The sequence below is a fragment of the Ruegeria sp. BHSC037 genome (assembly GCF_059613045.1).
On the sequence record NZ_JBXWRT010000001.1, the window covers coordinates 170,546 to 191,347 of the forward strand.

Sequence of the window (20,802 nt, forward strand, 5' to 3'; positions counted from 1 at the left end):
GGGACACCGGGATGAGATACCAAACGCGATGGCTGATGGGCGTTCGAGTATTCCTGTTCGAACCGCAACCATGTTTCGGGCCAGTTAGGTTGGCTGTAAGGGACGTTGGGCCATTTGGGGGTTTTCCAAGGCATGGTTCCGGTCCTTCCGGAAATGAGAAAATGAAATGTACTAAACGCGGATTAACCGCATGGTACATTAAAAAGGCCGTTCTTGACAGTTTTGACGGAAAGCGGCGCCAGCCGTTTGGCCGCGCCGGGGCACAGGCCGCCAAAAGCAGCGCGCCAATCAGTGGTTCGGAAGAAACTGTCGCTAGATGGAATCGAGATCGTCGAGCGGTTCCATCCGCCTTGAGTTTCGCCGGATGGCGCCGAGTGCATCGGCCTGTCCCGTCAGGCCGACCTCTTGAAGAATGTCTCGTCGCATAGCGATGGTCAGGTCGGCCAGCGCATGCATAACCTTTTCGCCATCGGTATCGGTCAGCGACCTGTCTCCCAGCCCTTCGCCAACTTGGTCGACCTGCCATTCCAGCGACTGGCCTGCCCGGCCGAGGCGTCGTTGCCTTCCTCGTAGCCAATGTACATCGCCAACTTCGCCCCCGGCATCCGCTCCAAGAGCTTGACCTTCAACTCGTTCAACAGCCGGGCATTGGCGAACAGGTCTCAGGACGCTCCACACCTTTCAGCAATTCGCCGGACTGGCGGGCCAAACTCACGTCCAATTTCAACGATGCTTAACCACCGTCCAAAAACAGAGCCTCCAGACGTGCCGCCGGCTAGAAAACAGGACCGAACCTAAAAGCGCTGGCAGACAAAGACGCAGTCAAAATAACGCGCATTATTTGACCAAAATGCGCGCAAGGCACGAGTTACGCATTTTTGCTTAAAGTACCCATTTACGGGATCCGCCCGGCCCATCTTGTTTCGACCGGCCAGGCAGGTGTTTCGTGGCGAAACTAGCCTAGATGTGCGGCGATCGCATCCAGAAGGTCCTGGGCGTCTTCGGCCGACAAATCTTGCCGCCGCAGGCGGATTCGTAATTCACCCGCCGCGACTTCGGCACGGATGTCGCCTCCTCCGGGCAACGGTTGCGGCGGAATGCGTTGAACCTGCTTTGGACGTCCGCCTCGAGCCTTTTCACGCGACGGCTCGGGAGCCTCTTTCAGCGCAGCCTCGATCAAAGCCCACTCGCTCTTGGCATCGGGCGCGTCCGCTCCGGCCAATGCTGCGCGCAGTTTGGCTTGAGCGCCCTCCCGCAGGGCTGCAGCCAATCGCAGCCCCGCCTTTTCCGACAGGGATACCGGGTACCGCAACAGGTCGCCCAAAGCCTCGTGTACCATCGCAAAGCTGCGCACCTTTGACCGTTTCGCCTTGGACGCCGCCGCAAACAAGGCGTCCACTGCGGCTTCGGTCGAAGGGAATACCCCCTGCCCTGCCGCCAGAACCGCAATGCGTCCACGTTCGTAGGGGCTGAGATTGGCGCGCAGCTCGTTTTCCTCGACCATCGAGACATACGCCCCCTGCCCTGCCCCGGCCTGGCGGACAAAGGCGGGAATCTGCGCGAATGCAGGATCCGTTCTGGCGAGACGGCGAAAAGCGTCCAGGCGCCGATAACCCGAGATCAGCCCGTAACCGTCGGCCGTCGGCGTCACCTCGATCGGCGTGCGCAAACCGTTGACTCGCAACGACTCCAGCAACTCGGCCATCGCTTCTTCGTCCTCAACCATCCGGTCGCGACGGATATAGTCCGCGTCGATCTCGTCAATCGGCAGCTTTTGGGCCACCAGCCCCGCATCCTGCGCATCGCGCCAACGGGCCGCATCACCCTGGTCGCGGGCCAAAGCTTCGCGATCGGTCACGGCGGCCATTCCATTCAATGTGGCGGCTTCGGCCGCGACTTGTGCGATTGGAGGCACAACCGATTTGGTTTCAAACGGGCCGATCGAGGGTTTCGTGGCGAAACCCGCCTCGAGTTGCTCCAACTCAGCCGCGTCTGGTGCCGTCAGTCTTCTGCGTTTAGCCATCTGCCTCTCCTCCCATCTGCGCGTCGCGCCACCAGCAGCCGATCAGAACTTCCTTGAACTCCGCGTAGGTCCGGTCGAAAGTTTCTCGGCCGCGCACGTATGTGTCTCGGTTGAAATCCCGGTAGTCCGCCTCATAGATCCCGTTCACCTGCTCACCGGCCTGCCCGACCAGAGCAGTGTAATCCTGCCGATAGGCATTCATGAAGTCACCAAAATAGGCCTGGATCACGTTCGCCATGTCGGTCTGCTGGCTGGCATCGAACCGCGTGATGATCGCGCGGACAACATCCCATTCGAATTTGAGCTCGGGCAATCCCGCCGCCCGTTGGGCCGCGTTTTCACCGTCCTCGATGCTGGCAAAGGTCGTATAGAGCATGTCGAAAAACCGGCCTGTGGAATCAAATTCCAGAAACGAAGCTCCCAGCGGCACCAGCAGAATATCCGCCGCAGCCAGAGCGTTGATCGTAAGGTACCCAAGTGCAGGAGGCGTATCGAGGAAAACGATGTCATAATCGTTCAACACACCTTCATCCTGCAGGAAGTTTGTCAGACCATCCCACAAGGGCCAACTGCGCAGCCCCATGCGCCAGACCGGGATCTGGAATTCAGCCCAATACAGATTCAACTGCGCGCCGATCAGGTCGATATTGGGCCAATGCGTTTTCTGGATCACGTCTCGGGGCAGGGTCGTCAGAGCTTCCTGAAGCGTTTCGTCCAGAGGAATTTCAGGTTGACCGGCCGCCGCGCGCACGCGGTTTTCTTCCTGAACGGCCCGAGCATAGTCCTTGGCGATCAACGGAAACACCGTTTGCCACTCATCGGCGACGCGACCGCCGAGGATCGACGTCATCGACCCCTGGCTGTCCAGGTCGATCACGAGTACTTTGTACCCGTCCAAGGCGGCCGACATTGCCAGATGTGCCGCAGTCGATGTTTTTCCAACGCCGCCCTTGAAATTCGCCACTGCCACGACTTTGGCGGGCAGCCCCTTGGGCCTGTACGGCAGGTACTCCTTGGTGCTGACACCCTCTGCGGCGAAATAGTGGCGCAGCGCCAGGACTTCTTCGAGCGTAAACCACTTCGACCCGGCCTCTCCTTCGCCCTGAGGGAGATCCGGATTGGCCTTGAGCACACGGCGCAGATGGGCCGGAGCAACCGGAATCAGGTATTTCGTGATTTCCCAGATCGAGAATCGGCGCAGCCGCTTTTCGCCATCCGGAGCATAGCCACGTCTTGCCAGATCTTCGCGTCCTTTCGCGCAAAACGCCGCTGCTTTCGCGAATCGGGATGTCCCGATAGGATCAGGCAGCTTTGACGCCGCCTTGGCCGGGTCCAGGTTGAAATAAGGTGGCAGAGAAGGTTGGTTGGTTTTGCTCACTGTCGGTGCCTCGATAAATGTTCGCCTTTGCGGCGTATATCGCAAAATGTACCGAACATTTTCTTCCTGCGCTATCCTGTTAAACAGATTTTTCCACAAGATTTGGCATGATCCGGGTGTTTCGTCGCGAAACCAAAAGAAATAATCAGAAAACAGGCAACAAAGAGTTTGATTCTTTTAAGGGTTTTAGATTCTTTAGCCATCAGTTTTGCCATTTAAAACAATAATCTAGGGGTTGTTGGGTGCCCATTTTCAGGACGGAATGGACCAGTGTTCAGGATCAAGGGGACCCAAATACGGGATGTAAGGTCCCGGAATCCGGTTGGAATGGTACCGATTCCCGGTAAGACACTAAATCGAGCAGTTTAGACTTCGGAACGTGCTGGTAATCAGCGTAAGGATGGCTTCGGAACGCCGGGTGTGGTGTGACTAAGCGGGTTCGCTGTGGATAACTCAAGGGGGCGATTCGGAAAGGTACCTGTCTGCGGGATGGTAGTCCTCCCGTATATGGGGACCCAAAATAGGTTGATTGCCGGGTACCTTTCGTGCAACAGAATCTGCAAACGAGCAGCCAGGCAGAATCATGCCGGATACAGAATTGGACATGGATCACCTCTCGGGCGCGCTGCGACGGGAAACGGTGAAAAAAAATGTTGCCGCGATCCACATCAGCGGCAAGCTCACCTTGTTGCAGCGAAAGCTGTCCAATGTTCTTCTGCTCAATGCCTATGACACGCTGACCACTGCACAGACCCACACGATCGACGCCCGGACCCTGGCGATGATGGTCGGATACAATTCGAACGACTTTGACACGTTGCGTGCCAGCCTTCGCGCTTTGGCCGAAACCGTGGCCGAGTGGGACATGTTGGATGAGCAGGGGCGCCAGGAATGGGGCGTGTCGTCGTTGCTGAGCTTTGCCAAACTCAAAAACGGGGTGTGCGAATATGCTTATTCCCCGGCTTTGGCGCAAAAGCTGTATGATCCCAAGATCTATGCGCTGATCAACGTGCACATTCAGCGCAATTTCAGTTCGGGTCACGGGTTGGCCTTGTATGAAAACTGCTATCGCTTCGTACGGACTGGCTCGACGGGCTGGTGGACGCTCGAGGTATTCCGTAAGCTGATGGGGGTGGACGGCAGCGACTACTACACCAGTTTCAAGCATCTGAACGCCAAGATCATCAAGCCTGCCGTTTCTGAGGTGAACAAAAGCTCGGATATCCTGATCGAGCCAGAGTTCCGAAAGAAGGGCCGCAGCGTCACTGACATAAGGTTCCTGATCCAGCGCAACCCCCAGAAAGCGATGTTCGAGATCGACGACAGCGATGGCGTGCGCAATCTTCCCGTCTACAAGACCCTGCGCAAACAGGGGGTCTCGGACAGGCTGGCACGGCAGTGGATTTCCGAGCACGGTGAGGAATACGTTCAGCAGAAGCTGGACTATGTGAAAGGGCAGGGGGATGTGAAATCCACTGTGGGCTACCTTTCGGCCGCTCTCAAGGAAGATTACAAGGCCCCAGTGAAAGAGACCCCGGCGCCACCCAGTCCCGAGGCGCTGGCCGCGGCCAGGCAGCGAGAAGAAGAGAAGGCGCGCGAGGATCAGGCCTATGCCGCGCGGGCGGCGGAACGTGCCGAACGGGCCCGCAAACTGGCCATCGTCGAAGAACTGGTTTCGCGGCGAAACCCAACCCAGCGGGATGCGGACAAGCGCCTGTTCATGTCGACCCTGTCGGACGAGTTGGACCGCGAACACTTCCGGCAGCACGGCTGGCGGTCGGGTTTGAACGCCAACGCCATCTTTGCTTTTTGGGAAGAGTTGGAGCCCGATGCGTTCCAGACGGAAACGCCCGCCTGATGCTCAGGCAGGGCAAGGGAGGTTATCGGTTTTTGAGAGCATTTTGCAAAGCATCCCCAAGCGCGCCGTGCTGCGCATTTTGTGTATTTTTTGCGCGTTGTGATTTCTGAGCGCCTGAATTCTTTCCTCGTGCGTTATGCCCTTTTGGGGCGCGATCCTGCCGGGCAGAAGCTCCGCCATCCTTGCGCATGCTCAGCCCGATCCGCTTGCGCGGCACGTCAACTTCGACCACACGGACGCGTACGACCTGACCGGCCTTGACCACCTCGTGCGGGTCCTTGACGAAGCGGTCGGCCAGCTGGCTGACATGTATCAGGCCGTCCTGATGCACACCGATATCTACGAAGGCGCCAAAGGCAGCGACATTGGTAACTGTGCCTTCCAGAACCATGCCGGGTTTGAGGTCGGTGATCTCCTCGACGCCCTCTTTAAAACTGGCGGTCACGAAGCTGGGGCGCGGGTCGCGACCGGGTTTTTCCAGCTCGGCAAAGATGTCGCGCACCGTGGGCAGGCCGAACCGGTCATCCACGAACTGTTCGGCGCGCAGACCACGCAGCGCACCGTCATGGCCCATGATCTGACGGATGTCGCGGCCGCAGGCCTGCACGATGCGGCGGGCCACGTCGTAGGCCTCGGGGTGGACGGCCGAGGCGTCCAGCGGCTCGTCCCCGTCGCGGATGCGGAGGAAGCCCGCGCACTGTTCAAAAGCGCGGGGGCCGAGGCGCGCGACCTTCAGCAGATCCTGCCGCGACCGGAACGCCCCATTGAGGTCGCGATGCGCCACGATGGCTTCGGCCAGACCGGGGCCCAGGCCCGAGACATGGGCCAGCAGCGGCGCCGAAGCGGTGTTCAGATCGACGCCAACAGCGTTCACCACATCCTCGATCACCGCTTCCAGTGACTGGCTCAGCCGGTGTTGATCTACGTCGTGTTGATACTGGCCGACGCCGATGCTTTTGGGTTCGATCTTGACCAACTCGGCCAGCGGGTCCTGCAGGCGGCGGGCGATCGACACCGCGCCGCGCAGCGAGACGTCCAGATCGGGAAACTCGCGCGCCGCCAGTTCCGAGGCGGAATAGACCGAGGCTCCGGCCTCGGACACCACGACCTTGGTGGGGGCCCGCACCCCTTTGGGCAGCAGTTTCAGCGTGTCGGCCACCAGCCGCTCGGTCTCGCGGCTGGCTGTTCCGTTGCCAATAGCGATCAGTTCGACCCTGTGGGTGGCGATCAGGTTCAGGATGGTGGCCTGTGCGCCGCGCAAATCGTTCTTGGGTTGGAACGGATACAGCGTGTCGGTCGCCACCAGCTTGCCCGTCGCGTCCACCACCGCGGCCTTGACGCCGGTGCGGATGCCCGGGTCCAGCCCCAGGGTGGGGCGGGGGCCCGCCGGGGCGGCAAACAGCAAGTCCTTGAGATTGCGTGCAAAAACCTGAATGGCCTCCTCCTGCGCGCGGCTTCGCAGATCGGCCATCAGCTCGACCATCATCGACAGTGACAGCTTTACCCGCCAGGTCCAGCCCGCGACCTTGCGCAGCCACACATCGCCTGGCCCGTCACCGCGCGTCTGCAGATGGGCGGCTACGATCGCCTCGGCCCGGGCAGCGCCGGTTTCGGGGTCGGGGCCGATGTCCAGCGTCACGATCCCCTCTTTCGATGCGCGCAGCATCGCCAACGCCCGGTGCGAGGGCACCTTGGCCCAAGGCTCGGCATGGTCGAAATAGTCGCTGAACTTGGCGCCGTCCTGTTCCTTGCCCTCGATCACCTTCGAGGTCAGCAGCGACTCGGCCTGCATGAAAGTGCGCAGCTCGCCCAGAAGGGCCGCGTTTTCGGTCAGACGCTCGGTGATGATGTCGCGCGCGCCGTTCAGCGCATCCTTGGTGGTGGGCACGGCCTCGGTCACATAGGCCTGGGCCAGCGCCTCGGGGTCGGCGCTGCGGTCGGCCAGGATCGCGTCGGCCAGCGGCTCCAGCCCGTTTTCCCGCGCGATCATCGCCTTGGTGCGACGCTTGGGTTTGTAGGGCAGGTAGATGTCTTCCAGCTGCGCCTTGGTCTCGGCGCGGGCGATGGATTTGGCCAGATCGTCGGTCAGCTTGTCCTGATCCTTGATCGAGTTCAGGATCGTTTCGCGCCGCGCCTCGAGCTCGCGCAGATAGGCCAGCCGGTCAGACAGGGTGCGGAGCTGGCCGTCGTCCAGTCCGCCCGTCACCTCTTTGCGGTAGCGCGCCACGAAGGGTACGGTGGCGCCTTCGTCCAGCAGCTTGACCGCCGCGTCCACCTGTTCGGGGCGGGCATTGATTTCCGTGGCGATGGTACGGGCGATGCGGTCCAACGGGGCCTCCTTGATCTCGGGTTGGAGGACCGTCTTAGCCAGCGCCCGCGCCAAGGGAAAGGCGTCGCGTATCGTCGGCGGGCTGAAAATACGGGCATATGCGCGGTTTTGCGCAAACTGGGTCAAAATGCGCGTTCGTATGCGATTGATCCCACGGCCCGGGTGATTTAAGGGAAGCCCTGTCAAATCAGAGTCACCCTGGAGCGGAACAGCATTCACGCTCCTCGCACTCCGCGCTGCACGCGGCACAACTCTCGGATCGCACGCCCCTGAAAGGCTTAAAAAAGGTAAGGGAACATGGCAGAAAAATCGAACTTCGACATATTGTATACCATCGTAGACGAAGCGCCGGAGCTGGCCAGTGCCTCGTTCCTGCCCATCATCCGTAAATTCGCGTCGGCTGCTGGCGTCAGCGTCGGCACCAAGGACATTTCGCTGGCCGGGCGCATCATCGCGGCCTTCCCCGAAAACCTGACCGAAGAACAGCGTCAGCCCGACGATCTGGCTGCCCTGGGCGAGCTGGTGAAAACCCCCGAGGCCAACGTGATCAAGCTGCCGAACATTTCAGCCTCGGTTCCGCAGCTGGTCGCTGCCATCAAGGAACTGCAGGGGCAGGGCTATGACATCCCGAACTACCCGGAGGATCCCAAGACCGACGCTGAGAAAGAGATCCGCGCCCGCTATGACGTGATCAAAGGCTCGGCCGTGAACCCGGTTCTGCGCGAGGGCAACAGCGACCGCCGCGCCGCCAAGGCGGTCAAGCGCTATGCGCAGCAGCATCCGCATTCGATGGGCGAATGGACGGCCGACAGCAAAACAAAGGTGTCGTCGATGCCGGGCAACGATTTCTACGGCAACGAGAAATCGGCCACCATCACCGCCGATCAAGCCGGTGATGCGCGGATCGAATTCGTGGGCAAGGATGGCGGCGTGACCGTTCTGAAAGACGGCTGGACGCTGGAGGAAGGCACCGTTGCGGATGCTACCTTCATGTCGGTCAAGGCGCTGTCGGAGTTCCTGGATGCCGCGATCGAGGACACCAAGAAAGACGGCACCATGTTCTCGCTGCACATGAAGGCGACGATGATGAAGGTCAGCGACCCGATCATCTTTGGCTATGCGGTCAAGTCGTGGCTGGCGCCGGTGTTCGAGAAATTCGGTGACCGCATGGCACAGCTGGGCGTCAACCCGAACTCGGGGCTGGGGGACTTGCTAAACCGTGTCAAGGACGATGCCGAGATCATGGCCGCGATCGAAGCGGTCAAGGCCGACCGTCCCTCGATGTACATGGTGGACAGTGACAAAGGCATCACCAACCTGCATGTTCCGTCGGACGTGATCATCGACGCCTCGATGCCCGCCGTGATCCGCGCAGGCGGCAAGGGCTGGGACGAGAGCGGCAAGAAGGGCGACACCAACTGCGTGATCCCCGACCGCTGCTATGCGCCGGTCTATGACGAAACCATCAAGTTCTTCAAAGCAAACGGCGCGCTGAACCCGGCCACCGCCGGTTCGGTCGCCAATGTGGGCCTGATGGCGCAGAAGGCCGAAGAATACGGCAGCCACCCGACCACCTTCGAAGCGCCTGCGGACGGCACGATCCGCATCGTTCTGGCCAATGGCGAGGTCCTGCATTCGCATGAGGTCGAACAGGGCGACATCTGGCGCGCCTGCACCGCCAAGAAGGCCCCGATCGAGAACTGGATCCAGCTGGCGATGGATCGTCAGCGCCTAACCGGCTCCGAGGCGATTTTCTGGCTGGATGCGAACCGCGCCCATGACGCTGAACTGATCAAATACGTCAAGCCGGCGCTGGAAGCTGCGGGCGTGGCCGACAAGTTCCTGATTCTGGCCCCGCGCGAGGCGACCCGCAAGACGCTGGAAACCATCACCGCCGGCAAGGACAGCATCGCCATCACCGGCAACGTGCTGCGCGACTATCTGACCGATCTGTTCCCGATCCTCGAACTGGGCACCTCGGCCAAGATGCTGTCGATCGTCAAGCTGATGAATGGTGGCGGCCTGTTCGAAACCGGTGCGGGCGGCTCGGCCCCCAAGCACGTGCAGCAGCTGGTTGAGGAAAACCACCTGCGCTGGGACTCGATGGGCGAATTCTGCGCACTGGGTGAATCGCTGAATTTCCTGGCCGACAGCCGCGGCAACGCCAAGGCCGCCGTTTTGGGCGCTGCGGCCGAGGCCGCGACGCAAGGTATCTTGGACCATGACCGCTCACCCAGCCGCAAGGTTGGCGAGCCGGACAACCGCGACAGCCACTATTGGTTTGCCCGCTATTGGGCCGAGGCGCTTGCCGCGCAGTCCGACGATGCCGACCTGGCCGCGACGTTTGCACCGATCGCCAAGGAACTGGCCGAGAAAGAGCCGCAGATCCTGGCCGAATTGGCTGCCGTGCAGGGTAAACCGGTGGATCTGGGCGGGTACTATCACCCCGACCGGGCCAAGGTTGCGGCGGTGATGCGCCCCAGCGCCACGCTGAACGCCATCATCGGCTGAGAAACGAACAGGCCCGCGCCATCGCGCGGGCCTGCGACCCTGACGCCTGACCGACGGCGTCGTGGGTAAACGCCATCAATTGCGCACACAAATGCGTCGGGGCAAACGCGCCAGTCCAGCAGTCTGGCGGAGTATTCCAATTTATTTTGGTTGAATTGACCGAGATTCTACGGGATTCCCCCAATATTCAGCCGCACTGCGCGGGGCTATCCTGAAAACAACCTCGGACAAATACCGGTGAGGCCCGTCGGGGCCGCACCACTCACTCAGAAAACGGCCAGCATTTGGGGTGCTGGCCGTTTTTCTTGTCGATATGGCCTGTGACGGGCGCCGACAAAAAAAGAGGGCCGGTCGCAAGACCGGCCCCAAGATTTTCGCGCAACCGAGGGATCAGTTCGACGCGGCGTTCATCTCTTCGTTGTGCTCACGCAGCGTGTCCGAAACGATGGCGTACCATTCGCCCGACTCGCGCATTTCATTCAGGCCCTTGTTCAGCATCGCGATGTATTGTTTGCCGAACGGGTTGCTGCGATGCGCGATGATGCGCTGGCTGGCAATGGTGTTCACGAAGGGGTTTTCCACGATGTCCTTAGGTGTCAGGCCCATTTCGCTCATGGCATCCGCCGCCAGCTGAACCTCGAAGGATGCAACGTCGGCGGTACCGGTCAGAACGGCGTCCAGGCACTCAGCGGCGCTGATCGGGCGGACCATTGTGATGTTCGGCTCGAAAACGCCCTGTTCTTCGAGGTCGTGGGTGAACCAGGCATCCATCCGGCACAGCCGCGCGCCTTTGAAGTCTTCGAAAGAACGGGCCTCGGCGTATTTGCTGTCGGGCAGGGTGTAGAAACCGATAACCACGTCATACACGCTGACGGTCGAGTCGAACTCGTTGCAGCGACGGGTTGTCTCCGCCGACCATTCATAGCTGCGGTTCGAGCAGTCCGGGATGTACCAGCCAAGACCTACGTCGAACGCGCCCAGCGGCAGCAGCGTGTCCAAGTGCGAACCCCAATCGTTCACGAAGCTTACCGAATGCTCGCGACTGTTGCCGCCACGGCTGAGCGCGGTCGAGGCCAGACGCACCAGAATGCCACCACCCGACAAGCTCTCGTCAGAGAAGGGTGCATAGTTGCCGCCGGCAAGAATCTTGACGGGGGGTTCATAGACGTTCGACGCCTTGTTGTTCGCGTTGCGGGCTTCCTCGGCGGCGATCAGGTCCTGTGCGCTCAGGCCGTTGGGCAGGCTGCCGTCCTCACAGGGCAGGGCCAGCACGACGCCCGGCTCAAGGTTCGAGGGATTCGAGATGATGTTGCGGTTTGCGTTGAAGATCGGCTGGTAGTTCGACGTGCCGTAGGCCGCGATCGAGATGGTTGCCAGCGTGTCGCCATCCTGAACCGTATAGTTCGAGCAGGCTTCCTGAGCTGCGGCTGCGCTGGCGCTCAGGGCGGTGATAGCAGTGGCCGCAACCACCAGTTTCTTCAGGTTGATTTCAAACATGTCCACTTCCTCCAGACTTTTGTTTTATCAGGCCTTTTCGGGGCCTTATCCGTTTTCCATTTGGTACCGCAGGGCCTCGGACACGATGTCGCGCCATTCGCCCGATTGCTGCATGATCGCCAGACCCTGATTCAGAGTCTCAAGGATCGCTTCCCCATCCGGGTTGTCCTTGTGGGTCATGACATTGAGCGGTTTGATCGCCGCAAGGTTGGGGTTCTCAACGAGCTGATGCTCGTAGCCCAGCCGCTTGATCGCATCGGTGGCCAGGTGCGCCTCGATAGCTACGATATCGGCGCTTCCGTCCATGGCGGCGCGGAAACAGTCATCTGGGTCGACCGGGCGCATCAGGGTGATCGCGGGTTCATACAGGCCCACCGCATCCATGTGGGTCGTTGACCATCCTTCAGGACGGCAGATCGTTGCGCCCGCGAAATCGGCATAGCTGAGCGTGGTCTCGTAGCCAGAGCCATCCTTGGCAAAGAACGTGTCCACCACCTCGTAGAACGGGTTCGAGAAGTTGTAGGTCTCGCACCGGTTCCTGTCGCTTTCCGACAGGGCTTCGGCCTCGTCGCAGTTGGGGCGCGACCAGGGGAAGGTGGCGTCGAAGGCGAGGGTCGGCATCAGCAGGTCGAGATGCGAAGACCAGTCGTTCACGAACTGGATCTTGTAGGCCTGTTCAGGCGCGGCTCGCAGGAAGGCGGTTTCGACCAGATGCGTGTATAGCCCGCGATAGGGCAGGGACTCGTCGGTGAAGGGCGCATAGTTGCCGCCGGTGATCAGCAGCAGCTGACGGTCGCGGATGGCCGGGCGCTCGGCCGTGCCGGCGTCGCGGATCAGCGCGGCAGCCTCGGCGCGGGCGGCTTCAATTTCTTGTTTCGCGGCCGTCTTGGCGGCAATCACCGCCTCTTCGCTGGCCTTTTTGGCTTCGGCCTCAGCGGCGGCGACGCGGGCCTCGGCCTCGGCGATGGCCTTGGCAGCGCGCTCTTCGGCGGCCTTGACCAGTTCGGCGGCCATCTCGGCGGCCATGCGCTCGGCCTCGGTCTCGGGCTGGGGTGCGGCCCGGCCGACATCTTCGAGACAGGGCATCTTGAGAATGTCACCCACGCGGATGATGTTCGGATTCGAGCCGATCACCTCGCGGTTGGCGTCATAGATGATGCGGAAGTCTTCGGTTGCATAGACTTCGATCGCCAGTGCCCGCAGGCTGTCGCCGCGCTGGATCTCGTAGTCCGAGCAGGCCTCTTGCGCCGAGGCTGCTCCTGCGGCTGCCGCAAGGGCCAGGCTGGATATGAGGAATGTCTTTTTCATGGGTCCTGTTGGGTTGCTCTTGTTATTGTCCGGTCGCTTTCACGACGGCGATCGAAATGTTATCCTGGTCGGGATCGGCCTTGGCGATCAGGGCCTGCAGAAGGCTGTCGGCAATGTCCTGGGAAGGCGCGTCGGCGTTGTCCTGCAGAGTCGCGCTGATTTCGTCGTCGGTCAGGTACTGCAGCCCGTCGCTGCCCAGAACCACGATATCCTCGGGGTCCAGTTCCAGCGCCTGTTCGGGGCAGTCCACCTTGGGGATCGCCGCGCCCATGATGACCGAGGTCAGCTGGTTGCGGTCGGGGTGGGCCTGGGCTTCGGCCGGCGACAGATGCCCCTGTGCGACACGGGCGTCGATTTCGGGCGCCATCGAGTGATCTTCGTTGATCTGGGTCAGGGCCCCGTCGCGGAACAGGTAGAGTGGGCTGTCGCCGATCGAGATCCAGAACAGCCGGTTGCGCAGCAGCAGAACGCCCAGAAGGGTCGACCCCATGTTGAAGCCTGCCGGCTGATCTTCGCCGTAGCCCGCCACCGTCGCATTGGCCTGCATGGCGGCCAGGGGCAGGGCGTCTTGCAATTCGCTTTCGGTCGGTTCGCGACTGTCCAGAACGGCATCCAGAACCGAGCGCCAGGCCTTGATCACGAGGTCCGAGGCGACCTCGCCGGCCGCGTGACCGCCCATGCCGTCGGCCACCACCACGTAGCCGGCATTGGCCGCGTCAAAGACACGTGCCGCGATCGCGTCCTCCTGCGAGTCGCGCCGGCCCTGATCCAGGATCAGCGCAATGTCATATGACGGAGTCGCCAGCATTCGTTATGCGTCCCGCCAGTCGAAGTTTTCGTCGCAGAAGGCGACGAACCGCAGGGACGTTTCGCTGATGCGGATCAGGTCGCCGCTGGCCAGCGGTACGGTACTCAGAACCGGCTTGCCGTTCAGGCGCACCAGGTTGGCCTTGCCTCCATGGCCCAAATAGCATTTCCGGTCTTCCGGATCATAGGCGATGAACGCATGGTTCGAGCGCGAAATGCCGGTGTCGCCGAAATCGAGCTGGATCGCCTGATCGTCGTTGCGGCCGATCTGCATCAGCCCTTCCTTCAGGGTGATGCTGGCGCCACGGCCTGGGCCGCCAGTGACGACCAGCCAGCCAACCGGGAAGGTCTCGGCGGCAGTTTCGGCCTTGCGGATCGGTTCGGCGGTTTCGATCAGATCCTGAACATGGGTGTCCGGCCGCTCGAAGCCCAGGAAGGTGGTCTTGACCCGCGCGCGGCGGTCCTGTTGGGCTACGTCGGGTGCCGCCGTCATGGCTGCGGTTGCGGTGGCCGCGATCGTAGCAGGCTCGGGCGCTGCGACGGGCGGTTCGGGGGACTCTTCCAGCGCCGACGTCTCTGGCTCGGGCGCCTCGGCAACCGCTTCCTCGGCGCTGTCCGCCTCGATCGAAGCTGTCTCGGGTTCATGCTCGGGCTGAGCCAAACGCAGGGTCACGACCGGCTCGGGTTCGGGCTCGGCCGCTTCGGGTTGCGACGGGGCTTCCTTGGCCGCCTCGGTGACCGGTTCTTCCTCGTCGTCAAACTCGGGCATCTTGTCCTCGGGGAGCAGCTCGTCGCTTTCCTCGAAGCCTTCGGTGTTCAGGCTGCCGCCACCCAGAGCCTGCCGAAGCGCGTTGAAATCCGCGATCGGCTGAGGTTTCTCGTCGGGCGCAGCCTCGGGTTCTGTCTGCGTGGCTTCGGCCGTATCGGTGGCCTCGGCTTCCTTGGTCTTGCCGGCACCTTCGAGAAGCCGGCTGAGGGGGCTTTTGTATTTGAACATGGTGTCGACACCTTTTGACTTCTTGCACGGACTGGATGGGTCCGTGGGGCTGCGAAAAACCTCTGCGCACGGGCAGGGCACTGATGATCGGGGAAACCAGAAAATCTTTACGCTCCGCGACGGGCCGGATCCCGTCAGGGTGGCGCAAAACCGATGCCACCCTCAGCCAAACACGCTGGCGGGTTCGGGACTTGTCGGTCAGGTCATTCCGCCTGCTCCTGTGTCAAGGGCATCAGGGCGGTGGTCTCGGCGCCGTTGCGCGATACCGTCAGCTTTGCCTCGGGCTGGCCATCGGCCACCAGTTCGGAAATCACCCGGTCCAGGCTGTCGGACTCGGTGATCTCGGTGCCGGTGTGGATTTCGCGCAGCAGGATGTCGCCTTCCTGCAAGGATCCAGCCCCTTCGATCGGCGCTTCGCTCACGATGGTCTGCCAACCCGTGTCGCCACCGGCACGGGCGGTGAAACCATACCCGTTGATCAACCCGAAGTTGCGGATCGCGGGTAGGGCCAGCAGGCCGTTCTCGGGCCGGGTCTTGCCTGGTGCCCGGTACCGGGCGGCCACGCGGACATAGCCGTCGGGGTCGATCTGAAGGTTGTTCAGCACCTGCGTCGCCAGGGGTGCGTCGTCCTGAATAGGCTCGCCGTTCAGGGTGTAGATGACCGCGCCGCGTGCGACCCAATCGCCAATGACCGACAGGTCCCGGCCCTGTTCAACACCGGTGATCGCGATCGCGCTGCCGGTAGAACCGCGCCGCGTGGCAGTTGAGAACGGGACTTCGACATCCCAATGGGCAAAGCCGAACTGGTTCTGGGCCAGCTTGACCGGTGCGGTCGGGGCAGGGGTCTCGGGCGCCGCAGCCGTGGGTTTTTCGACGACTGGATCTGCCGTTTGGGCTGGCTCGGCCAGGGGCTGCTCGACAGGCTGGTCCTGCGCTTCTGGTGTTGCCGCGGTTTCTTCCGGCCCGCGATTTCCCACACCGTCGGTCGGCGGGGTTTCGAGGGCGGTGTCCGGTTCGGGGTCTGATTCGATGGGTGCGGGTGCTTCCGGCGTGATTTCGGGTGTCGCCGCCGCGACGGTCGTATCCGCCTGAACGGCGGATACGGCAGCGTCGGGTGCCGTGGCGTCCTTGTTCATCCAGACATAGCCGCCGCCGGCAGCCAGGGCTGCCAGAACCGCCAGGCCGGCGATCAGTTTGCCGCTGCCGCTCGAGCTTTTCTGAACGACGGTGTCGACCGTCGGGGCCGTATCACCCACGGACCCCGAGGCAGCCGCCTCGTCGTTCTTGGTCGGGCCAAGAGCCAGATCGGAATTGCCGGCCAGCAGGGCGGTCACGACCGCTTCGGCATTGTCGGCCTCGGCCTTGATGCGGGCCTTTTCTGCCTCGTCATCTTCGCGGTCCAGCGCGACGATGACCGAGACCGGACGATAATCGAAGTTGTCGAACACGACGCTGGGACCGCGGAACATGCGCAGCCAGTCCAGAGCTGATTGCAGGCGATCGGTGGCGTGAAGTTCCATCGCTTTGTCGATCGCCTCGAGGAACCCTTCGGGATAGCCCTGGAACCGGCCGGTCAGCGGGACATACGGGTCCGGCTGGCCGTTGTTGAAGGCGTTCAGGCGGGTCTGCCCGTCGATGGGCCGTTCGCCGCTGATCGCGTGGTACAGCGTGGCGCCCAGCACATACAGATCGCTGCTAGGTCCCTGTTCCGATCCGCGTACATAGAATTCATGCGGGGAATAGCCGTCCTTGATGACCCGCAGGGTCAGCAGGGCGGCGGACTTGTTGGCGGCCTGTTCCCGCGCGGCCCCGAAATCGATCAGGATCGGTTCGCCATGTTCGTCGATCAGGATGTTGTCGGGCGAGATGTCGCGGTGCAGCATGCCGCTTTGGTGAATGAACGACACCGCCGACAGCATCTTCTCGGTGACCTGCACAATGAAATCTGGGCCGCTTTCGGTCTTGGGGTCTTCGATGTAATCCAGCAGGTCGCAGCCGCGGATCAGGTCCATCGCGATATAGGCGGTGTCGTTGTCCTCGAACACCTGATGAACATCCACGATGTTCGGGTGCACCAGCCGCGCGTGGTTGCGGGCCTCTTGGATGAACAGATCGATGATGGCGCGCAGATCGTCCTTGAAGGCGGGGTCGTTGGGTTCGACCAGATCGCCGCTCCGGCGGCAAAGCGCCCCCGGATAGCATTCCTTGATGACCACGTTGCGATCCAGGCTGTCACGGGCCAGGTAGGTAATCCCGAACCCGCCATTGCTGAGAAATTCCAGTATTTCATACTGGCCGCGCAGCAGCTTCGCGCCGGGTTGCAGCCCTTGGATCTGTGGTTCGTCGTGCGAGGCGCCGACCGCGTGGTTGTGATTCATTTTTCCCGCCCATGAGTTCAATTCTTGCGGCCTACAAAAACCGGACAAACTGCCCTTGCACTCACAACCAAAAACAACCGCAGGACACTTGAGAACGGTTAGACGGTTCAAATTTGACTTTATTGGGGCCGCCGCATGGCTTCACTATGGATCGACCCGCAGGGCGATCTGTATCTTGTGTGTTATCTGAGGATATATTCTATATATTGGAAAATGGTGTAGTCTGACCATTGTCAGTCCGCTTGTCGCGACCGGCATGGTCGACGGATTCGAAACAATGGTTGGCAGAGTCCAGGCGCTCGATTCGCCGCTGAGCGGCGCAATCCGGGCGCGAAGAGTTCAGGTGCCGGTGCGGGGCGCGGCCGTGGCGACCTTGCTGCCGGCCCAGGCCAGATTGTCGCTGAGCTGCGCCAGTATGCTGACCGCGTCCTTCAGCCGGGTCTCGCCGGTTTCGAACTGAAGCAGCAGCAACAGGTCCGTGGCCTTCTCGAACTCGGTCGGGATCCAGTCGGCCTCGGGGTCGATCTCGGACCCGGAGTCCAGGCGTTCGGCAAAATCTTCGACGATTTCCCGGCAGCTTTCCAGGAAGGCGCTGGGGTCAATGTCCGAGCTGTCGCGCAGGTCCTCGTAGATGCTGGCGATGGCGGCCAGCCAGTCTTCGAGGATCGGATTGGACAGCGGCGGCAGCGCCGATTCCAGACTGGGCTGGACAGTGCGCGAGTCGGGGGTTTCTGGTTCGTCTCCCTTGAGGGTCTCCAGAAACGGCAGAAATTCCTGTTTCAGGTCGCGGCGCGCGGCCTCCAAGTCGGATTTGCGCCGGTCCGAGGCGATTTCCAGCATCTGTTCAGCCAGTTTCTGGCCGCCGCAGGTCTCCCACAAGGCGAAATCGGGTTCGGGCTCTTGGGCCATGGCGCGCACGGCGACCGGTGTTCCGATCGGGACGATGGCCCGGAACATGCCGGTCTTCTGTTTTTCCAGCCGGGCCAACACGCGGTCCAGGGCGTCGCGCACCGGCGGCAAGTCGGCATGGGTCACGGCCAGCAGGCTGTTCGCCCGCAGGGTTTCCGGCACCTGTGCCCACAGGTGGTGTTCGGTCTCGCGCCAGGCGTTGGTGCCGTTGGTGCACCAGATCGCGCAATCGACGAACTTTAGCAGGTCCAGCGTTTGCTTGTAGCTGTCATCTAGGGAACCCGATCCGGGCAGGTCGAACAACGAGATTTCGCGCAGGGCCGGGGTGTTCAGCCCGACCGATATGAAATCGGGGTTATCGGCTGCCGCCTTTTCAAGGACGATGCCGGAGTAGGTCTTGGGTTCCTTGTCCCACCAGCCGACGGTGGTTTCCGGCGCGTCGGCATAGGCCACGATCACCAGCGGCAGTTTCAGATGCTGCGGGCCGGTGGGCAGAATGTCGGCCCCGGCCAGCATGTTGGCCAAGCTGGATTTGCCGGCGCCGAATTCTCCGGCGAACCCGATCGACACCGCGGTCGACAACCGTTCGGCATGGGCCTGCGCGCGTGCGCGCATATCCTCGAGCCGGTCCGTCGCGGGCAGCGACTCGGTGGCGCTGAGAAAGCGCTCGAGCTGTCGGACCTCGTGTTCGGTAGAGGGAAATTCGATCACTCTGCGGCCTCCGGTTGTCGTTCGTTGCCGTGTTCGATGTCAAAGACCAATTGCAGCTGGTCCGCGATGGCCCGCGCGCGGTCCAGCTCGATCTGGGCCTGACCGCGTTCCGAGTTTTTGCCAGATGCGGCGCGGTTTTCAAGATGACCCGCCAGCAAGGCCAGAAAATGATCTAGTACCGTGTTCAACCGCTCCAGCAGATCGTCGCGGGCGGTGTCGATCAGGTCGTCGCCGATCAGCTGGAATTCCTGCACGATCATGCGCTCGGCCCGGGACACGACCGATTTGCGGGAAATCAGCCGCGACAGCCAGTTCACCCGCAGCTCGACCGTGATCCCGCGGGTCAGGGCCGAGGTGTCGGGTCGGTACCAGCGCACCGCGCTGGTGTTCATGCGGCTGTCGGCCGGCTCCTGCCAGCCGGGCAGGGCGCGCAGCGCGCCATTCGCCTGCATGTCGATCGAATAGAGTTCGCTGAGCATGCGCTGGCGGATCACCTGGGTCGCACCCTGGACCAGCTCGCGCATCCGTTCGCGCAGGGGGACAAAGTTCAATTCGGTCGCGTCGCCCTTGGCCAACAGCGGGGATTGCCCGTTGGGGCCGAATACCACATCGGTGACCGCCTCGGCCACGGTGTCGTCCATCACCCCACGCAGATTGGCCAGTATGTCGTCCATCTCGCGGGTAATTTCGACGATCTGGTCCGCCACGGTTTTGCGCAGATGGGTCAGTGTCTTGTCGTTCTCCGCGGCGCTTTCGGTCTGGCACCGGCCGTCTTCGTCCAGCGCGCGCAAGCGCGCCTTGCCGCGTTCAAGCGCCCCTTCGGCAAAACTGTTGAGATGCTGCCACGCCATGCGCAGCTGTTCCTCGCGCTTGCCTTCGGCCAGCGCGGTGGTGACGTGGCGACGCAGATCCGGCAGGCCCGACGCGATCATCGCGGCATAGCGCAGGACCGCTTCGCGGCTGATCGGGGCGGGGGCCTGCTTCAGCTTCTGAACGCCTTCCAGATACTGCTGCATCTGATCGGGATGGGCGCGCAGCCAGGCCAGAACCTTGTCATGGTTCACCTGGGATTCGTCGCCGGTCAGCGCATAATGCGCCCATTGGGCGCTGCCCATCAGCACGTCGATATTGGTCTTTCCCAACGCCTTTTGCAGGCCGTCCAGCACGTCAGCGCGAACTTTCGCGGCATCTTCGGCACCGCCGTTCAATTCGTCGACGCGGTTGATGAATACCAGGATCTGGCCCAGTTCCAGCGCCTGCATCAGGCGGAACAGTTTCAGATCGGCACGCGACAGTGCCTGATGCGCCGACAACACCACCACGAAGAAATCGCTTTCCTTGAGATACTGACGCGAGATCTCCTCGCGGATCAGCAGCGGGTCGTTCACCCCAGGCGTGTCGGTTACGGTCAGCGGAAACGGGAAATGGCCCCGTTCGAAATAGACATCGGCCTTGCGGGTGATGTCACTGTACAGACCCCGGTCCGAACCCGGATCATGTTCGGTCGCCTCGGTCGGATCCTCGCCGGCGCAGACATAGCGGGCAAGATCCTCGGAGGTCAGCTCTTCGAGGTCGTGGTGCTGGCCCAGCAACTGCTCGTAGCTGTCGCCCAGCCGCAGCCGGGCGCGGGTTTTCATCGCCTCGACCTGCTCTTCGATCATCTCGCGTTTGTAGCTGTCCTCGTCATCGGGGAACATGTTGCGCAATTCTTCGCCTTCGGCGATCAGGGCGCGCCACTGACGGTCGTCGAAAAAGTGGAACTGCGCCCCTTGGGTTCGCCCCGACGGGTGCCCGAAATGCATGTCGGTAATCACCGTCGTCCAGGGATTGACGTCCGAGGGCAGAAATTCGGCCTGTCCGGTGAATCCGTTGATCAGCCGGGATTTCCCTGCCTTGATCTGCCCAACAAAGGCGATCGAGGGTTTCAGGTTGGTCAGGTCATCAATGATCCGTGAAATGAAATGACGGGTCTCGTCATTGCTCATTTCGTTCAATTCGTTGGCGATCCGGATCAAGTCCCGGCGGTTGGATTCACTCATGACACTAACCTTGAAAACTGGCAAAAACGCGTGACGGTAAGGATTGATATGCAAAAA

General features: G+C 61.7%; 14 protein-coding genes. 2 read left to right on the forward strand and 12 right to left on the reverse strand.

The features are described 5' to 3' along the window. Positions 1-312: 312 nt before the first annotated feature. The 4 genes from AC2FMN_RS00780 to AC2FMN_RS00795 form a co-directional block, all read right to left on the reverse strand. Positions 313-456: a hypothetical protein gene (locus AC2FMN_RS00780; RefSeq protein WP_496685393.1), complete on the reverse strand. Its 144-nt coding sequence runs from the start codon at positions 454-456 to the stop codon at positions 313-315. A gap of 23 nt (positions 457-479) precedes the next feature. After that, the gene (locus AC2FMN_RS00785) at positions 480-638 is read right to left on the reverse strand and encodes a hypothetical protein (protein WP_496685394.1); all 159 of its coding nucleotides are present in this window, start codon (positions 636-638) and stop codon (positions 480-482) included. A 317-nt stretch (positions 639-955) separates the two neighbouring features. Continuing rightward, the gene (locus AC2FMN_RS00790) at positions 956-2,023 is read right to left on the reverse strand and encodes a ParB/RepB/Spo0J family partition protein (protein WP_496685396.1); all 1,068 of its coding nucleotides are present in this window, start codon (positions 2,021-2,023) and stop codon (positions 956-958) included. Then, entirely contained in the window at positions 2,016-3,401 is a 1,386-nt protein-coding gene (locus AC2FMN_RS00795) for an AAA family ATPase (protein ID WP_496683622.1), read from the reverse strand. The genes AC2FMN_RS00790 and AC2FMN_RS00795 overlap by 8 nt, the downstream gene beginning before the upstream one ends. A 583-nt stretch (positions 3,402-3,984) precedes the next feature. Between AC2FMN_RS00795 and AC2FMN_RS00800 the strand changes: the two genes are divergently transcribed. After that, complete coding sequence (locus AC2FMN_RS00800) at positions 3,985-5,259, forward strand: replication initiation protein (protein ID WP_496685397.1); 1,275 nt, start codon at positions 3,985-3,987, stop codon at positions 5,257-5,259. Between the two features lie 22 nt (positions 5,260-5,281). Here AC2FMN_RS00800 and AC2FMN_RS00805 read toward each other — a convergent pair whose 3' ends face one another. Beyond that, positions 5,282-7,588 carry a Tex family protein gene (locus tag AC2FMN_RS00805; RefSeq protein ID WP_496685400.1) on the reverse strand — a complete coding sequence of 769 codons (2,307 nt, stop codon included), beginning with the start codon at positions 7,586-7,588 and terminating at the stop codon, positions 5,282-5,284. Positions 7,589-7,885: 297 nt separating this feature from the next. Between AC2FMN_RS00805 and AC2FMN_RS00810 the strand changes: the two genes are divergently transcribed. Beyond that, entirely contained in the window at positions 7,886-10,099 is a 2,214-nt protein-coding gene (locus tag AC2FMN_RS00810; protein WP_496685403.1) for an NADP-dependent isocitrate dehydrogenase, read from the forward strand. A 390-nt stretch (positions 10,100-10,489) separates the two neighbouring features. Here the strand turns inward: AC2FMN_RS00810 and AC2FMN_RS00815 are convergent, their stop codons facing one another. From AC2FMN_RS00815 to AC2FMN_RS00845, 7 genes are all read right to left on the reverse strand, one after another. After that, positions 10,490-11,596 (reverse strand): peptidoglycan-binding protein LysM, encoded by a 1,107-nt coding sequence (locus AC2FMN_RS00815; RefSeq protein ID WP_496685405.1) that lies wholly within the window; start codon positions 11,594-11,596, stop codon positions 10,490-10,492. Between the two features lie 45 nt (positions 11,597-11,641). Continuing rightward, positions 11,642-12,904: a substrate-binding periplasmic protein gene (locus AC2FMN_RS00820; protein WP_496685407.1), complete on the reverse strand. Its 1,263-nt coding sequence runs from the start codon at positions 12,902-12,904 to the stop codon at positions 11,642-11,644. 22 nt (positions 12,905-12,926) lie between these two features. Continuing rightward, positions 12,927-13,712 carry a PP2C family protein-serine/threonine phosphatase gene (locus tag AC2FMN_RS00825; RefSeq protein WP_496685410.1) on the reverse strand — a complete coding sequence of 262 codons (786 nt, stop codon included), beginning with the start codon at positions 13,710-13,712 and terminating at the stop codon, positions 12,927-12,929. Between the two features lie 3 nt (positions 13,713-13,715). Further along, positions 13,716-14,708 (reverse strand): FHA domain-containing protein, encoded by a 993-nt coding sequence (locus AC2FMN_RS00830; protein WP_496685413.1) that lies wholly within the window; start codon positions 14,706-14,708, stop codon positions 13,716-13,718. A gap of 203 nt (positions 14,709-14,911) precedes the next feature. Further along, positions 14,912-17,086, reverse strand: coding sequence for a serine/threonine protein kinase (locus tag AC2FMN_RS00835; protein WP_496685415.1), 2,175 nt, complete (start codon positions 17,084-17,086; stop codon positions 14,912-14,914). A gap of 339 nt (positions 17,087-17,425) precedes the next feature. After that, positions 17,426-18,706, reverse strand: coding sequence for a dynamin family protein (locus AC2FMN_RS00840; protein ID WP_496685418.1), 1,281 nt, complete (start codon positions 18,704-18,706; stop codon positions 17,426-17,428). After that, positions 18,703-20,745 carry a dynamin family protein gene (locus AC2FMN_RS00845; RefSeq protein WP_496685421.1) on the reverse strand — a complete coding sequence of 681 codons (2,043 nt, stop codon included), beginning with the start codon at positions 20,743-20,745 and terminating at the stop codon, positions 18,703-18,705. The genes AC2FMN_RS00840 and AC2FMN_RS00845 overlap by 4 nt, the downstream gene beginning before the upstream one ends. Positions 20,746-20,802 lie beyond the last annotated feature (57 nt).

Excerpts from the sequence above, each read along its gene's own strand:
- AC2FMN_RS00780 (WP_496685393.1), bottom strand. The coding sequence starts at position 456 with ATGCATGCGCTGGCCGACCTGACCATCGCTATGCGACGAGACATTCTT.
- AC2FMN_RS00790 (WP_496685396.1), bottom strand. The coding sequence starts at position 2,023 with ATGGCTAAACGCAGAAGACTGACGGCACCAGACGCGGCTGAGTTGGAG.
- AC2FMN_RS00800 (WP_496685397.1), top strand. The coding sequence starts at position 3,985 with ATGCCGGATACAGAATTGGACATGGATCACCTCTCGGGCGCGCTGCGA.
- AC2FMN_RS00810 (WP_496685403.1), top strand. The coding sequence starts at position 7,886 with ATGGCAGAAAAATCGAACTTCGACATATTGTATACCATCGTAGACGAA.
- AC2FMN_RS00815 (WP_496685405.1), bottom strand. The coding sequence starts at position 11,596 with ATGTTTGAAATCAACCTGAAGAAACTGGTGGTTGCGGCCACTGCTATC.
- AC2FMN_RS00820 (WP_496685407.1), bottom strand. The coding sequence starts at position 12,904 with ATGAAAAAGACATTCCTCATATCCAGCCTGGCCCTTGCGGCAGCCGCA.
- AC2FMN_RS00825 (WP_496685410.1), bottom strand. The coding sequence starts at position 13,712 with ATGCTGGCGACTCCGTCATATGACATTGCGCTGATCCTGGATCAGGGC.
- AC2FMN_RS00830 (WP_496685413.1), bottom strand. The coding sequence starts at position 14,708 with ATGTTCAAATACAAAAGCCCCCTCAGCCGGCTTCTCGAAGGTGCCGGC.
- AC2FMN_RS00835 (WP_496685415.1), bottom strand. The coding sequence starts at position 17,086 with ATGAATCACAACCACGCGGTCGGCGCCTCGCACGACGAACCACAGATC.
- AC2FMN_RS00845 (WP_496685421.1), bottom strand. The coding sequence starts at position 20,745 with ATGAGTGAATCCAACCGCCGGGACTTGATCCGGATCGCCAACGAATTG.